Consider the following 16,430-nt stretch of genomic DNA (forward strand, 5'->3'; position numbering starts at 1 on the left):
CTAAAAAATAAGGTTACAAAAACATAGAGGACAGTTCTCTTATTATATACTCACCAAATTATGATTTTTTTTAAGTTTTTTTAACTTTTTTTAAAGAGTGCTTGAAAATAGTAGCGTGATTAAGGCAAAACTACCCTTCCATTCTTTGCGAAGAGTCAATAATCCGCGGTGTAACAAATTACTCGCCGACTGATAATTAACATCCAACATTTCTGCAATTTGTTCTACAGATAATCCTTGGTGATAGCGTAAATAAAGGGCTTCTTTTTGTCTGGCAGGTAATTCGTTAAGTAATTTGTTTAGGTATGTTACTTTTTCTTTTGCAGCATAATCGTCGTCCAGAAGTTCGTTTTCTACAGAAAATTCTAAAAGAAAAGCAATCGCATCTGTACTTGCCGTTTTTCTAAAAATATGATCACGTTCATATAGACGTGCAATTCTTTTTCGAACGCTAGATAATAAATAAGCTTTTACCACTACAGATTCCTGAAGGGAATTGCGATAAACCCAAATATCAGTAAAAACATCCTGAATACAATCCTGTACTTTTTCGGCATATGGAGAAAGGGAATTTCCATAATTTACAAGATCACTATAGTATCTTTCAAATAATAATGAAAATGATTTTTCATCTCCATTTATTAAATTATTCCAAAGTGTATTATCATCAACAGCATTGATCGGCAGGATTCGGGTTCTCATATTTGCGGGGGCTTATAATTCTGCAAAGGCAATGTTCCTTAATGCAGAGAATACATTATTTTAACATTATCATTTACTTTTGTTCGATAAATATATAAAAGCAAAAACTTAAAAACAATTATTTTACACAAAAGAGACAGTTTCCTAATATAGAAAACTGTCTCTTTTTGTTGATATAACTGGGTTCTTAAGGAAATGTTAAAATTATTGTTCTCCCCAATAACAAATATATTTTTGAATGACTTTACTTACTTTACTAAAATTTAGTATTTAATAAATTTAGAACTTGAAATCCCTTTATTTGTTTTTACCTGTAAAATATAATTCCCTGCCTGTAGTCTTGAAACATCAATATTAGATGTTTTTTCTGCATTTGGAACCGTGATTATCAGCTGCCCTAAAATATCATAAATATTCAAAGTCTTAATTTCAATTGTATTATTTACAGAGATATTTAAAACATCTTTAACCGGATTTGTATATATATTAAAATAGTTCGAAAACTCGAAATCCTGAGTTCCTAATGTTTTAAAAGTTGAAGTAGCTTTATTGGTTAAAATTGGAAAATTATAATCGAAATAAATATTAGCTTCATTTGTAAAAGAATCACCCACTTTTAAGGTTGGTAACGTTTTAATTTTAAAAGCAATGTATCCATCATTATGAGCATCATCAAAAGGAAGGTTTATTTTTTCAAAGATGAATTCTACTTTATTTCCATTAGAAATTTTAGTGACATACGAGTGACTTGCTCCTGTTGGAACTAATGTAGAAATATCAAACTTAGACAAATCAATTAAATCCTTCACTACGATATTCTCAGCCGGATAAGTTCCCGTATTTTCAAAACGAATTAAATAATGAACATATTCGCCTATTAATTCTGGTTTTATAACGTCGCCTTCTAAACAGGTTTTATCATTAGGGTCAAAAGATCCAACTACTGTTTGGCGCAATGCAAAAGAGTTGTCAAGTGGGGTTACATCAACTTGATTTGATGCAATATTTACTGTGTAAATTAAAATATCATTATTGTTTACAGCCGGAATTTCAGTTGGAGAGTTCAAATTAAGAATGATATTAATATCCCTTGCTTCAAAAGGCTTAAGGTTAGTAAAACTCCATGATAATTTATTTGCTGTTTGTTCATTAACTAAAGGAGTTGACTCTACTAAATCTAAGATTGCATCATTAAAAACTAAATCTACCACCCCATCCTGTTTAAAATTACCTTTATTTTTATACGTTATTTTATACTTAGCATCAAAACCTGGTCGTGCTGCACCTAAAGGAATTATAGAAACTTCTAAGTCTGCTTTTGGATTTTTTAAACCAACACAAAAATTTTGTATAATAAAATCATCATTAGCAGGAAATTTAACCTTGATTGATTCAGGAGTAATTGTAAAATAATCTGGATTTGCTAATATAGGTGTTATAGTGTAAGTACCGGCCTGAACAGGGATTTGATAATTACCTGAACTATCAGAAATTACTCCCCATGAAGCTGTTCCATTCGTAATGTTGTATTTCAAATTTGGAATTAATGAATCTGAAGCATTACATTCAGTATTATCAATATTTACTTTATTATTACCTTTAATTGTATAAAATTTTCCGCCTGGAACAAATGAGCAATATGAACTAACGTTACAGTTTTTATAACCATATTCTTTTACTAAATTTTCTGCGCGTAAAACTCCTTCTTCATCTACACAAATATATTCTAGATTTGGACAAAAACTAAATGTAAATGCACCTCCAAGTACGCTGCCTTTTTTTACAAAAATAGTTGATAAAGGCAAATTATAATCACATTTTAAAGTTTCTAAAATACTAATATGACTAAGTTCTAATGTCGATAAATTATTATTCTCACATTGCAAATATCTCATTTTAATATTATTAGAAAAATCTAAAGAAGAAATTTTATTATTAGTACAATAAAATCTATCCAGATTTTTCAATGTACTTACATCAATCGAAGTAAGTTCATTAAACTCACAATATAAATTAAAAATTTCAGTAGAACCTGTAGTATTTATCGAAGTAAGGTGATTATTATAACTTTGAACGATCTTTAGATTTGTCAGGTTACTGATATCCAAAGATGTTAATTCATTATGTGAACAATTAATACCTTGTAGATTAACTAACCCACTAACATTTAGGCTGGTAATTTTATTGACAGCGCAATTTAAATCAGCTAATGATTTCAAACCTCTCAAATCTAAAGTTTCAATCCTATTGTTATTACAATTTAATGTATAAAGATTAGAAAAATTAAGAATTCCTTCTAAACTAATGATATGGTTTTGACTAACAGAATTATAAAGATCTAGATATATTAAATTTTCAGCTTCGCTTACATCAATTTCACGATCTCCGTTTAAATCTACAGCCGTATAATTTCCAAGCTTATTTTTTGCTTTAGAACTATTACGATCTATACTCAACAATCTATTTTTAAAATTAATATCAGGGAAATCAATAATTTGCGAATTCGCTGAAGAAAGAAAGCATAAAGTCAGTAATAACAAGTAGTTTTTGATCATAGATTTAATTTGTTTTTGATGCCTAAATATATAAAACCAAAAATTAAAAACCTATCTATCAATAAAAAAAGCCTTACTAAGTATTAGTAAGGCCTTCGAAATTTTATAAATTGAAATCAGCTTAAAAAGCCACATTCCATCTTGGTAATTTTGCATTTTCATCTAAGAAATTTTGCAAAACTTGTCCTTCAACTGCAGTTGGAATTGCTTTTACATCTGCATTAAAAGTTTCATACCAAACTACTTCAAGAACAGAAATGTTCTCAAGTTTCATTTGAGCCGGCCATGAATATTTTCTTCCTGTTTTAGCAAATTGATGTCCGTTTACGATTTTATCATACAACCCTCCATTTTTGCTTTTAAGAGTTCCATCATTTTGAACAGTTCCAGTAGAACCTACCATGATTAATTCTTTTGCATCTCCGTCAATTTCATAAACTACAAAGATTCCAGCGCTTCCTTCCGGAGCGTTGCAAACTTCTTCTAAACTATCGTTTACAGTAAAAGTAAAACTATTACTTGCTTTAAACTTTTCTAATTCTTTACTCATCATTTCTTTTTTAAGTTTCTAAGATACTGAGGTACTAAGATTCTAAGTTTTTTCTTTTTACGCCTCAGTCTTTAAAATGTAAAAAAGTCTCAACAAAATATTGAGACTTTTTTGGAATTTATTATTTTAATAATTGGAATTTATCCAAGTACTTCTTTTACTTTTTTACCAATTTCTGCTGGTGAATCAACAACGTAAATTCCGTTGTCTCTCATAATTTGTTTTTTAGCAGCAGCTGTATCATCAGAACCACCAACAATAGCACCTGCGTGACCCATTGTTCTACCAGCAGGAGCAGTTTCTCCAGCGATAAAACCAATAACTGGTTTACGGTTACCGTCAGCTTTTACCCATCTTGCAGCATCAGCTTCTAATTGACCACCAATTTCACCAATCATAATGATTGCTTCAGTTTCTGGATCGTTCATTAATAATTCAACAGCTTCTTTAGTTGTAGTTCCAATGATTGGATCTCCACCAATACCAATAGCTGTAGTAATTCCTAAACCTTGTTTTACAACCTGGTCAGCAGCTTCGTAAGTTAAAGTTCCAGATTTAGAAACGATACCAACTGTTCCTTTTTTGAAAACGAAACCTGGCATAATACCAACTTTAGCTTCTCCCGGAGTAATAACACCTGGACAGTTTGGCCCAATTAATCTAGAATTTCTTTCTTTAACATAATTATTTGCTTTAATCATATCTGCTACAGGAATTCCTTCTGTAATAGCAATAATTACTTTAATTCCGGCATCAGCAGCTTCCATAATTGCATCAGCAGCAAAAGCTGGCGGAACAAAAATGATAGAAGTATCAGCTCCGGCTTGATCTACAGCATCTTTTACTGTATTAAAAACCGGACGGTCTAAATGGCTAGTTCCTCCTTTTCCCGGAGTAACACCACCAACAACATTAGTACCGTACTCAATCATTTGAGAAGCGTGGAAAGTACCTTCGCTTCCTGTAAATCCCTGAACAATTATTTTGGAATCTTTATTAACTAAAACACTCATGATATATATTTTATGTAGTTTTTAAAATTGTGTTGCAAAAATAAGGTTTTGTAATGTAATTTGCCTCTTTTATTGTCAAAAAAATATTAAGAAAATTGACTCATTTGATAACCTCTATAAAGCTTATCATCTTTTATTTGCCAAATTGTTGCAAAATGTGCCAATAACATTTCCTCACGCGGATTCTCGATTGTTTTTACATAATGAGAATAACGTACTGAAACTAAGTCATCTTCGGCTAGAATGTGGCTGATTCTGACTTTAGAACGCACATAAGCTCTGCTGAGTTCATTTGTTAATTCAACTATAGCATTATAATCTAACTGAATAAAACCTTTTGTACTGTTCCATTCAATAATTACTTCTGGATGCAGATAAGTTTTTAAAATTTCACTATCAATTAAGGCATCCGACTTATAAAATTTTTGAACAAACTCTTTTATAGACATATTACTTCAATTTATTTAAAATTTCAGGAATCTTTTTGATATTGGCTAATTGTTTTAACTTTTCTCTTGATTCTTCAATTGGAGTTCCAAAATAGGACTTTCCTCCTTCAACCGATTTAGTAACTCCAGTTTGTCCCATAATAACAGCCTTCGCTCCTATTGTAATTCCGCTGGTTGTTCCAACTTGTCCCCAAATTGTAACTTCATCTTCAATAACAACACAGCCTGCAATACCAGTCTGCGAAGCAATTAAACATTTCTTTCCGATAACAGAATCATGTCCAACATGCACTTGATTGTCGATTTTTGTACCTTCTTTAATTGTAGTATCTCCGGTAACTCCTTTGTCAATTGTACAAAGGGCGCCAATTCCAACATTATCTTCAATTACAACTCTTCCGCCAGAAATTAACTGATCGAAACCTTCCGGACGTTTTTTATAATAAAAAGCATCTGCTCCTAAAATAGTTCCGGCATGAATAATAACATTATCACCAATTACTGTATGATCGTAAATAGAAACGTTTGAGTGAATCAAACAATTCTTCCCAATTTTTACATGATTACCAATAAAACTATTAGGCTGAATTACAGTTCCTTCTCCAATACTAGCTGAAGATGAAATCGCAACATTTGCAAATTGAAATGGTTTAAAATGTCTGGTTAAAGTATTAAAATCTCTGAAAGGGTCATCAGAAATTAAAAGAGCTTTACCTTCCGGGCATTCAACCTTTTTGTTTATTAAAACAATGGTTGCTGCAGATTGTAAAGCTTTGTCATAATATTTTGGGTGGTCAACAAAAACAATATCACCTGGTTCTACAACATGAATTTCGTTCATGCCTAAAACCTCAAAGTTTTTGTCACCAATAAATTCGCATTTAAGCAAATTTGCAATTTCTTCTAAAGAGTGAACTTTTGGAAATTTCATATTTTTATTTCGTTTTTAGTCTCAGTTTTCAGTCACAGTTTTCAATCAACAAACTGAAAAACTGTGACTGAAAACTGAAAACTTATAAAAACTACTCTTTTACACGCTCCATGTAAGAACCTGAAGCTGTATCGATTTTAATTTTATCACCTTCGTTGATGAACAACGGAACGTTTACAGAAGCTCCAGTTTCTACTGTAGCATTTTTTGTAGCATTTGTAGCTGTATTTCCTTTTACTCCCGGCTCAGCGTAAGTAACTTCAAGAACTACAGATGCAGGCATATCTACAGATAAAGGTAAATCAGTTTCAGTATTAATCTGAACCATTACATTTGTTCCTTCTTTTAATAAATCCGGAGCATCTAAGATATTTTTGTTTAAAGAAATTTGTTCAAATGTCTCTGCATTCATAAAGTGAAATTCATCACCTTCTGGATATAAAAACTGGAATGTATGTGTCTCAACTCTAATAACGTCAATTTTGTGACCAGCAGAAAAAGTATTATCCAATACTTTACCTGAAGTTAAGCTTTTTAATTTAGTTCTTACGAAAGCTGGACCTTTTCCTGGTTTAACGTGAAGAAATTCAATGATTTTATAGATATCGTGATTAAATTTAATACACAATCCGTTTCTAATATCTGATGTAGATGCCATTTGTTTTTTATTTTAGATTTTTGAATGTAGATTTTGAAAAACTGATCCACATTGTATTTTTATAATATGATTTAAATTTTATTTTTACAGCTTAGAAATCTAAAATCAGAAATCTAAACTCTAAAATTAATAATTCCCTGAATAACCTTTCATAATTCCTCGCGATGAATTTCTGATAAAATCAAGAATTTCATCTCTCTCAGGAGTCGCTTCCATTTCAGCTTCAATAATACTTAAAGCTTGTGTTGTATTGTAATTCTTTTGATATAAAATTCTGTAAATTTCCTGAATTTCTCTAATTTTTTCAGTACTAAATCCTCTTCTTCTTAAACCAACTGAATTGATCCCCACATATGATAATGGTTCTTTAGCTGCTTTTGTATAAGGAGGAACATCTTTTCTTACCAAAGATCCACCAGAAATCATAGCATGATCTCCAATATGAATAAATTGGTGAATTGCTGCCAAACCACCAATTACGGCGTGATTACCAACAACTACGTGTCCTGCCAACGCAACACCATTTACAATAATAGCGTTATTACCAATCTCACAATCGTGTGCAATGTGAGCATAAGCCATAACTAAACAATTGTTTCCAAGAATAGTTTGTCCAGAAGCTACTGTACCTCTATTAATAGTAACACATTCTCTAATCGTACAGTTATCTCCAATAATTGCAAGAGAATCTTCTCCTCCAAATTTTAAATCTTGTGGCACCGCAGAAATTACAGCTCCTGGAAAAATGTTGCAATTTTTACCAATACGAGCACCTTCCATGATGGTCACATTTGAACCAATCCAAGTACCGTCTCCAATAACAACATTATTGTGAATTGTTGTAAAAGGTTCAATTACAACATTTTTAGCGATTTTAGCGCCTGGATGAACATATGCTAATGGTTGATTCATCTATGTTTTATATTTTAATTAAAATAGTCTAATTTTTAGGGCAACAAACCTAAACAATAAATTTGATTAATTATTGTTTTCTTGCAATTTGTGCCATTAATTCTGCCTCAGTCACTAATTTTCCGTTTGCATAGGCATTTGCCTGCATATGGCAGATTCCTCTTCTGATAGGAGAAATTAACTCACATTTGAAAATTAAGGTATCACCCGGCAATACTTTGTGTTTGAATTTAACATTGTCAATTTTCATGAAATATGTCAAATAATTTTCAGGATCTGGAACAGTGCTTAAAACCAAAATTCCACCTGTTTGTGCCATTGCTTCAACAATTAAAACTCCCGGCATTACTGGAGCTTCAGGAAAATGTCCTACGAAGAAATTTTCGTTCATCGTAACATTTTTTAAACCAACCACATGACGATCAGACATTTCGATAATTCTGTCAATTAATAAAAACGGTGGTCTGTGAGGCAACATAGCCATGATTTTATGAATATCCATCAATGGCTCCTGATTTAAATCATAAACAGGAACATGATTTCTCTGTTCTATTTTAATGATTTTTGCCAGTTTTTTAGCAAACTGAGTGTTTACAAAGTGACCTGGTTTATTTGCAATGATTTTTCCTTGAATACGAACTCCAATTAAAGATAAATCTCCAATAACATCAAGTAATTTGTGTCTTGCAGCTTCGTTTGGATAATGCAAAGTAAGGTTATCTAAAACTCCGTTTGGTTTAACAGAAATCTCTTCTTTACCAAAAGCTTTCTTTAAGTTAGCCATTGTAGATTCAGATATTTCTTTGTCTACATAAACAATAGCGTTATTTAAATCGCCGCCTTTAATTAAACCGTGCTCTAATAAAGATTCTAGTTCATGTAAAAAACTAAAAGTTCTAGAGCTTGCAATTTCTTGTTTAAAATCTGATAAACTTTTAAGTGTAGCATTTTGAGTACCTAAAACTTTTGTACCAAAATCTACCATTGTAGTTACCTGATACTCATCGCTCGGCATAACAAGGATTTCGCTTCCTGTAGCTTCATCAGTAAATGAAATAACTTCTTTAACTACATAAACATTACGGCTTGCGTCTTGTTCTTCAATTCCTGCTTTTTCAATTGCTTCAACAAAATATTTTGATGAACCATCCATAATAGGTAGTTCAGAGGCATCCAATTCAATAATAATATTATCCAAATCGCAGCCAACTACAGCCGCTAAAACGTGTTCCGGAGTTTGTATTTTAACACCTAATTTTTCTAAATTAGTTCCTCTTTGCGTATTAACAACATAATTAGCGTCAGCCTCAATGACTGGCTGGCCTTGCAAATCTACTCTTACAAAAGTGAAACCATTATTAATTGGAGCTGGTTTAAAAGTCATTGTAACTTCTTTTCCAGTATGTAATCCAACGCCTTTTAGTGAAATTTCATTTTTGATGGTCTTCTGTTTAACCATTATTTCCATTTTTTGGGTTTATTATTTGTTTTTTTATTTCTTCAACTTCGGCAACTATTTTAGGAAGATTTTTGAAATGAACATACGATTTATTAAAATCAGTATATCCAAGCGATGGCGTTCCTTGCAGAATTTCATCATCTTTAATGTTTCTTGCCACTCCAGACTGTGCCTGAAGCCTTACATTATTTCCTATAGTTAAGTGGCCTGCGATACCAACCTGTCCGCCAATCATACAGTTTTCGCCAATTTTAGTAGAACCTGCAACACCACTTTGAGCAGCAATTACAGTGTTTTTACCAATTTCAACATTATGGGCGATTTGAATTTGATTGTCTAATTTAACTCCTTGTCTAATAATTGTAGAACCCAGAGTTGCTCTGTCAATTGTAGTATTGGCACCAATATCTACATTATCTTCGATAATTACATTACCTATTTGCGGCACTTTACTATAAACTCCTTCTTCATTTGGTACAAAACCAAAACCATCTGCACCTATAATAGTACCGGAATGTATGGTACAATTATTACCAATTATAGTTTCAGAATAAATTTTTGCACCGGCAAAAATAAACACATTATCGCCAATAACAACATTATCGCCAATAAAACTGTTTGGGTAAATTTTTACATTATTTCCTAAAACTACATTTTGCCCAATATAACTAAAGCTTCCTAAATACAAGTTTTCTCCATATTTAGTTCCCTCAGACATAAAAGACTGTGGTTCGATTCCGTTTTTATTCAATTTTACCTGATTGTAAAATTGTAAAAGTTTAGAAAAAGAAGCATAAGCATCTTCAACCTTAATTAATGTAGTAGTAATTTCCTGTTCAGGTATAAAGCTGTCGTTAACAATGGTAACTGTAGCTTTTGTAGTATATATATAGTTGATATATTTCGGGTTAGCCAAAAAAGTAAGAGATCCTTCCTCTCCTTCTTCTATCTTAGAAAGTCGAGAAACTTCGGCATTGGGATTCCCAACAACTTCTCCTTCTAAAATTCCTGCTATTTGTTCTGCTGTAAATTTCATCGCGACAAAAATATAAAAAATAGATTTTAAATGTTAATTTTAGATAAGTTGTTTTGGAAAACAGATATAATATTTTGTCACCAATTTAGATAACGATTTAAGATTCAACTGATCAGAAGCTTCGACAACATCCTCAATTGTTTTATCTTTTTTCAAAATTCGTATTGGTTCGGCAGCTTTACTATAAGCCTGATTCTTAATTTTACCTCTAAAAATAAAATAACCGGCATCAAGTGCCGAAATATTATGTGCTTCTGCAAATTCTTCTTTTAAAGATTGGGATTCTTCCATTGGAATTTTGTCTGCACTAAGTTTAATCTTTAATAAATCTCTGTTAATGATCATTTTACTTAAGGTAGAAAGTATAAAATCAGAATTTCTCTGCCATGCTTTTAAAGCACTGATGATATCAAAATCATCTAACTGGGAAAATAAATCCAGTTTTTCGGCATCAAAATCTTCAAGACTAATTTTGTTTTGCATAAAATACAAAAGCGGTTCACTACAAGGAAGTTTAACTCCTTTTAAAGTCAATTCTTTAGCTCGTTTCAACACTTTCATTAAAATTAACTCGGCAACCAGACTTGTTTTATGCAAATAAGCCTGCCAGTACATTAATCTTCGCGAAAGCAGAAATTTCTCTACAGAATAAATACCTTTTTCCTCAATCACCAGAACATCGTCAACTACATTCATCATCTGAATTAAACGTTCTGAATTCACATTTCCTTCTGCAACTCCAGTATAAAAACTATCTCGTTTAAGATAATCCATTCTGTCCATATCTAACTGACTTGAAATCAACTGTAACATGAATTTTCTATGATATTCACCTTTAAAAACCTGAATTGCAAGGCTTAATCTTCCGTCAAATTCATCATTAAGCCTGTTCATAAACAATAATGAAATGGCTTCGTGATTAACATCTTCAACAATACTTTTTTCCATAGCATGCGAAAACGGTCCATGCCCAATATCATGCAGTAAAATAGCAATTAATAAAGCACATTCTTCATCATTTGAAATCGCAACACCTTTAAAACGAAGACTTTCAACAGCCTTTTGCATTAAATGCATACAGCCCAATGCATGATGAAAACGAGTATGATTTGCTCCCGGATAAACTAAATACGATAATCCCATTTGCGAAATACGTCGCAAACGCTGAAAGTAAGGGTGTTGAATTAGGTCGTAGATGAGTTCGTTCGGTATTGTTATAAACCCGTATATTGGGTCATTGAATATTTTTAATTTGTTAATTTGAGTCACTCTTTGGTTATTTTTTGGTCAACAAATATAAGTAATTAAGTATAAATTCATTTCAGTTTTTAACTTAAAAAACAGATATTTACTATAAGTATTTTCTTAAACATTAAAAAGGCGCAAAAAATAATTCTAAATAAATTTCAATTCGTCATCCTTAATTTTATACTATTTTTAATACTTTTTAAGTTCTATACTTTTAAATTGCATTAAAATTAAAACTGTTTATGGATAAGATAAAAATACTTTGGGTCGATGATGAGATCGATCTTTTAAAGCCACATATATTATTTCTCGAAAAAAAGAATTACGAAGTTACCACAAGCAATAACGGACTTGATGCCATTGCTTTGTTTGAAGAAGAAAATTTCGACATTGTTTTCCTTGATGAAAATATGCCGGGAATGAGCGGACTTGAAACTCTTTCTGAAATGAAAGAGAAAAAATCTGCCATCCCGATGATTATGATTACCAAAAGTGAGGAAGAATATATAATGGAAGAAGCGATTGGTTCTAAAATTGCCGATTATTTGATAAAACCGGTAAATCCGAACCAGATTTTATTGAGTTTGAAGAAGAATCTGGACGATTCGAGATTAATTTCAGAAAAAACAACGCTCGATTATCAGAAAGAATTCCGAAAAATTTCAATGGAATTAGCAATGGTAAATTCGTATGAAGACTGGGTTGAATTGTATAAAAAATTGCTTTTCTGGGAATTAAAATTAGAAAACATTAACGATCAGGCAATGGTCGAAATTCTTGAATCTCAAAAAGTTGAAGCTAATTCTCAATTTGGGAAATATATCGAAAGAAATTATGAAGACTGGTTTGCACCAAAAGCAGACAAACCAATTCAGTCTCACAATTTATTTAAAGAATTAGTAGTTCCTGAAATCAAAAAGAAAGACAAACCAATCTTGTTTGTTGTTATTGATAATCTTCGCTACGATCAATGGAAATCTTTTGAAACCGTAATTTCTAATTACTATAAATTAGAAAAAGAAGTTCCGTATTTCTCAATTCTTCCAACCGCTACACAATATGCCCGAAATGCTATTTTCTCTGGTTTAACGCCTTTAGACATGGAAAAACAATTTCCGCAATATTGGAAAAATGACGTTGAAGACGGAGGAAAAAACCTTTACGAAGCTGAATTTCTTTCGGCACAAATAAAGCGTTTAGGATTAAATATTAAGGAAGATTATTTTAAAATCACCAATTATGCCGGAGGTAAAAAACTGGCAGAAAACTTTAAAGCCCTAAAAGGAAACGACTTAGTAACGGTTGTTTACAATTTTGTGGATATGCTTTCGCACGCTAAAACGGAAATGGAAGTCGTAAAAGAATTAGCTTCTGATGATAAAGCATATCGTTCTTTAACCTTAAGCTGGTTTAAAAATTCTCCTTTATTAGAAATTATTCAACAAGCACAAGTTTTAGGTTTCAAATTGATTTTAACCACAGATCACGGAACAATTAATGTAAAAAATCCGTCGAAAGTTGTGGGAGATAAAAATACAAGTTTAAATTTGCGCTACAAAACAGGACGTAGTTTAACATATGAACAAAAAGATGTTTACGTAGTTAAAGAACCTAAAACAATTGGTTTACCTGCCATAAATATGAGTAGCTCGTTTATTTTTGCCAAAAATGATTTTTTCCTAGCTTACGTAAACAACTATAATCATTATGTAAGTTATTATAAAAATACCTATCAACATGGTGGAATTTCGTTAGAAGAAATGATTATTCCGTTCTTGGTATTTAATCCGAAATAAAAATATATCGCCACGAATTTCACGAATTGACACTAATTTTTATTGAAATTGAAAAGAAAAACAACTTTTAATTCGTGAAAATTTGTGAAATTCGTGGCAAAAAAAAATATAAAAATGAATATCGTTTTTTCATTAGATCAAATTCAGGAAGTTGCACAGCAGATTTTAGATTCAAACCCAAAAAAAATCATTCTTTTTAATGGAGAAATGGGCGTTGGAAAAACTACTTTAATTAAACAGTTATGCAAAAGTTTAGGAGTTCAGGATGCTACCAGCAGTCCGACTTTTTCCTTAGTAAATGAATATTATACTTCTAATAATCAAACCGTTTATCATTTTGATTTCTACCGATTAAATAAAGAAACCGAAGCGCTCGATATGGGTGTTGACGATTATTTATACTCAGGAAATTGGTGTTTTATTGAATGGTCTGAAAAAATTGCAAATCTTCTTCCGGAAGAATACTCTACCATTAATATTGAATTATTGGCAGACGGGAAAAGAGAATTGAAATTAAATTGATACTATGATCTCAGATGAAAATCATAATTGTATTGATCCTGATGAATTAATCAGGGAAACCAAAATTAATATTGAAAAATATGGTCTTCAAGTTATACTTATAGAAGCAACTGATTACCTGCCTTCTTTTGCATATAGCATTGGGCTTTGGGAAAAATACAATCATCCAGAAATTATTTGTTTTGGACTATCTATTTCTCTTTTACATGCACTTATAAATGATGTTGCCGAAATAATTAAAAAGAATGAAACAATTATTGAAGGAAAAAACTATTCAGATATTTTTGAAGATAGCAGAGCAGAATTTTTAAAAGTTCATCCCAATAATATTTCAGACTATTTTGGCACAGCAATCAATTTCTATGAAAGAGAGGATATTCCAGCTCTTCAATTGGTTTGGACAGATAGAAATAATAAATTTCCTTGGGAAGAAAATTTCGAAGAAGAATTCCTTTACAAGCAACCCTTATTGGATAGAAATAGTAATTTCAAATTTCGAGAAGCCAAAAATCTTGCAACTTTTACAACCAAACAGTGGCTTAATGAAGGAAAGACAATCGTAAGAGTTATTCATGAAGAAGATGGTGACTGGCAGTTTTTGACAGATGATGAAATATCAACAGAAAATATTATAATTGTTGCTTTGGAACAATTAATATTGAAAGATAAGACATTAAACGAAGTATTTGATCTTGAATATGGAGAAGAAGCAGAGAGAAAATTCATTGGAGATAAATGGGTTAAAGATATCTTAGAATACGATGATGATAATGAATAATATAATTTTCATTATGTAATCAGGTTTAAAAAAACAATAAAAAACAGATAGAAAAATATCTTAACACTGAACCTTACTATTAGCAGAATTTTTGCACTAATTTTAAAACTTTTTACGTAATTTGTACCCTTAATATTTTGCACAATCCATGTCAATTACCTTAACTCCATTTACAAAACAACAATTGCTTCCGCAAGAAGAAAAACTTGAGGTTGGTCGTTTTAAAAGAGAACTTTTCATAGGAATTCCTAAGGAAACAAGCTATCAGGAACGTCGTATCTGTTTGACTCCTGATGCCGTAAATTCCCTTACTTATGAAGGTCATCGTGTTATGATTGAATCTGGAGCAGGAGAAAGTTCGAGTTATACTGACAAGGAATACTCAGATGCAGGTGCTGAAATTACAAAAGATACCAAAAGAGTTTTCGGCTGTCCGCTGCTATTAAAAGTAGAACCGCCAACATTAGCTGAAATTGAAATGATAAATCCCGAAACGACAATCATTTCGGCCATTCAATTGAAAACCAAAAAGAAAGCTTATTTTGAAGCTTTGGCACAAAAAAAAATTACAGCTTTAGCTTTTGAATATATTAAAGATGAAGACGGTTCTTATCCTGCCGTAAAATCGCTAAGTGAAATAGCAGGAACAGCTTCTATCCTTATTGCAGCCGAATTAATGATTACAGATGAATTTGGAAAAGGGCTTTTATTCGGAAATATTACCGGCGTCCCTCCTACTGAAGTCGTAATTCTTGGAGCTGGAACAGTTGGCGAATTTGCTGCAAAAACAGCAATTGGATTGGGTGCAAACGTAAAAGTTTTTGACAATTCAATCACAAAATTACGTCGTTTACAAAATAATTTAAACCAGCGAATTTTTACTTCAACTATACAACAAAAAGGTTTATTAAAAGCTTTAAGACGTTGTGATGTTGCGATTGGAGCGATGAGAGGAAAAGAAAGATGTCCGATTGTAGTTAATGAAACTATGGTCGAACACATGAAAAAAGGCGCTGTGATTGTTGATGTAAGCATTGATACCGGAGGTTGTTTCGAAACTTCAGAAGTTACAACTCACGAAAAACCGACTTTCATAAAAAGTAATGTTTTACACTATTGTGTACCAAATATACCTTCACGTTATTCTAAAACTGCCTCATTATCAATCAGTAACATCCTAACACCTTACTTACATCAGATAGCCGAAGATGGTGGTTTAGAAAGTGCAATTCGATGCAATAAAGGACTTAAAAACGGAATTTATTTATATCATGGAATCCTAACAAATAAAGCAATTGGCGACTGGTTCGACCTGCCAGACAACGATATTAATTTACTTGTATTTTAAAGGAACTTTAATGTACCTTTGCCAAAATTTTATTTCATGAAGTTCGTACACCGTTTTGCATATTATTTGATTGGATTAATTATGGGATGCTTTTTTGTAGCCCTTGTATTTAGTGGTAAAGACACTCGCTGTAACTATTTTCCAAACGCCCGAGTTTTAAACAATCTAAGAACAAAACCTTTTAAATATTCCGATAAAGCAATTCAGACTTTAAACGAAAAGTGGGTTGATACTGCCGATATTAAAAATACTTTAACTTACGGTGATGTTGATTTTGATCAAAGTAATGTTCCGTTTAACAAGGGAAAATTATATGTCATTGAAGGAAAAACAGTTAAAAATCAAGAGATTATTCTAAAAGTTACTAACTACGAAAACGAAGCTGTTTTAGAAGAAATTATTAAGAAAGCTGTCGAAAAATAGTCTATAAATTTATTAAGTTTCTTGTCATTTCGAGGAACGAGAAATCGCAC

16 protein-coding genes are annotated in these 16,430 nt (G+C 31.6%); 5 read left to right on the forward strand and 11 right to left on the reverse strand.

Going from position 1 to position 16,430, the window contains the following annotated elements:
• Positions 1-90 precede the first annotated feature (90 nt).
• From APR43_RS16700 to APR43_RS16750, 11 genes are all read right to left on the reverse strand, one after another.
• Positions 91-702 (reverse strand): RNA polymerase sigma factor, encoded by a 612-nt coding sequence (locus APR43_RS16700; protein WP_053471433.1) that lies wholly within the window; start codon positions 700-702, stop codon positions 91-93.
• Between the two features lie 263 nt (positions 703-965).
• Positions 966-3,257 (reverse strand): T9SS type A sorting domain-containing protein, encoded by a 2,292-nt coding sequence (locus APR43_RS16705; protein ID WP_053471432.1) that lies wholly within the window; start codon positions 3,255-3,257, stop codon positions 966-968.
• A gap of 121 nt (positions 3,258-3,378) precedes the next feature.
• A complete protein-coding gene (locus tag APR43_RS16710; protein WP_053471431.1) occupies positions 3,379-3,807 on the reverse strand; it encodes a hypothetical protein in 429 nt (142 codons plus the stop codon).
• Positions 3,808-3,947: 140 nt separating this feature from the next.
• Positions 3,948-4,820, reverse strand: a complete 873-nt coding sequence (sucD, locus tag APR43_RS16715; RefSeq protein ID WP_053471430.1) for a succinate--CoA ligase subunit alpha — start codon at positions 4,818-4,820, stop codon at positions 3,948-3,950.
• Positions 4,821-4,906: 86 nt separating this feature from the next.
• Complete coding sequence (locus APR43_RS16720; protein WP_053471429.1) at positions 4,907-5,269, reverse strand: nuclear transport factor 2 family protein; 363 nt, start codon at positions 5,267-5,269, stop codon at positions 4,907-4,909.
• Between the two features lies 1 nt (position 5,270).
• On the reverse strand, positions 5,271-6,200 hold the full coding sequence (locus APR43_RS16725; protein WP_053471428.1) for a UDP-3-O-(3-hydroxymyristoyl)glucosamine N-acyltransferase: 930 nt from the start codon (positions 6,198-6,200) through the stop codon (positions 5,271-5,273).
• A gap of 91 nt (positions 6,201-6,291) precedes the next feature.
• Positions 6,292-6,858: an elongation factor P gene (efp, locus tag APR43_RS16730; RefSeq protein ID WP_053471427.1), complete on the reverse strand. Its 567-nt coding sequence runs from the start codon at positions 6,856-6,858 to the stop codon at positions 6,292-6,294.
• A gap of 126 nt (positions 6,859-6,984) precedes the next feature.
• Positions 6,985-7,770, reverse strand: a complete 786-nt coding sequence (gene lpxA, locus APR43_RS16735; protein WP_029270176.1) for an acyl-ACP--UDP-N-acetylglucosamine O-acyltransferase — start codon at positions 7,768-7,770, stop codon at positions 6,985-6,987.
• Positions 7,771-7,840: 70 nt separating this feature from the next.
• A complete protein-coding gene (locus tag APR43_RS16740; RefSeq protein WP_053471479.1) occupies positions 7,841-9,229 on the reverse strand; it encodes a bifunctional UDP-3-O-[3-hydroxymyristoyl] N-acetylglucosamine deacetylase/3-hydroxyacyl-ACP dehydratase in 1,389 nt (462 codons plus the stop codon).
• Positions 9,222-10,265 (reverse strand): UDP-3-O-(3-hydroxymyristoyl)glucosamine N-acyltransferase, encoded by a 1,044-nt coding sequence (lpxD, locus tag APR43_RS16745; protein ID WP_053471426.1) that lies wholly within the window; start codon positions 10,263-10,265, stop codon positions 9,222-9,224. Before lpxD ends, APR43_RS16740 begins: the two co-directional genes overlap by 8 nt.
• Positions 10,266-10,304: 39 nt before the next feature.
• On the reverse strand, positions 10,305-11,534 hold the full coding sequence (locus tag APR43_RS16750; RefSeq protein WP_053471425.1) for an HD domain-containing protein: 1,230 nt from the start codon (positions 11,532-11,534) through the stop codon (positions 10,305-10,307).
• 221 nt (positions 11,535-11,755) lie between these two features.
• Between APR43_RS16750 and APR43_RS16755 the strand changes: the two genes are divergently transcribed.
• The 5 genes from APR43_RS16755 (at position 11,756) to APR43_RS16775 (ending at position 16,380) form a co-directional block, all read left to right on the forward strand.
• Positions 11,756-13,309: a bifunctional response regulator/alkaline phosphatase family protein gene (locus tag APR43_RS16755; RefSeq protein ID WP_053471424.1), complete on the forward strand. Its 1,554-nt coding sequence runs from the start codon at positions 11,756-11,758 to the stop codon at positions 13,307-13,309.
• A 114-nt stretch (positions 13,310-13,423) separates the two neighbouring features.
• Positions 13,424-13,831 carry a tRNA (adenosine(37)-N6)-threonylcarbamoyltransferase complex ATPase subunit type 1 TsaE gene (tsaE, locus tag APR43_RS16760; protein WP_053471423.1) on the forward strand — a complete coding sequence of 136 codons (408 nt, stop codon included), beginning with the start codon at positions 13,424-13,426 and terminating at the stop codon, positions 13,829-13,831.
• Between the two features lie 4 nt (positions 13,832-13,835).
• Complete coding sequence (locus tag APR43_RS16765) at positions 13,836-14,609, forward strand: DUF4262 domain-containing protein (protein WP_053471422.1); 774 nt, start codon at positions 13,836-13,838, stop codon at positions 14,607-14,609.
• 148 nt (positions 14,610-14,757) lie between these two features.
• Positions 14,758-15,957 (forward strand): alanine dehydrogenase, encoded by a 1,200-nt coding sequence (locus APR43_RS16770; protein ID WP_053471421.1) that lies wholly within the window; start codon positions 14,758-14,760, stop codon positions 15,955-15,957.
• A gap of 36 nt (positions 15,958-15,993) precedes the next feature.
• Positions 15,994-16,380 (forward strand): DUF4258 domain-containing protein, encoded by a 387-nt coding sequence (locus APR43_RS16775; RefSeq protein ID WP_053471420.1) that lies wholly within the window; start codon positions 15,994-15,996, stop codon positions 16,378-16,380.
• Positions 16,381-16,430: the final 50 nt, after the last annotated feature.

Origin of the sequence: Flavobacterium sp. NLM, assembly GCF_002210235.1 — a bacterium.
Classification (GTDB): Bacteria; Bacteroidota; Bacteroidia; order Flavobacteriales; family Flavobacteriaceae; genus Flavobacterium; species Flavobacterium panici.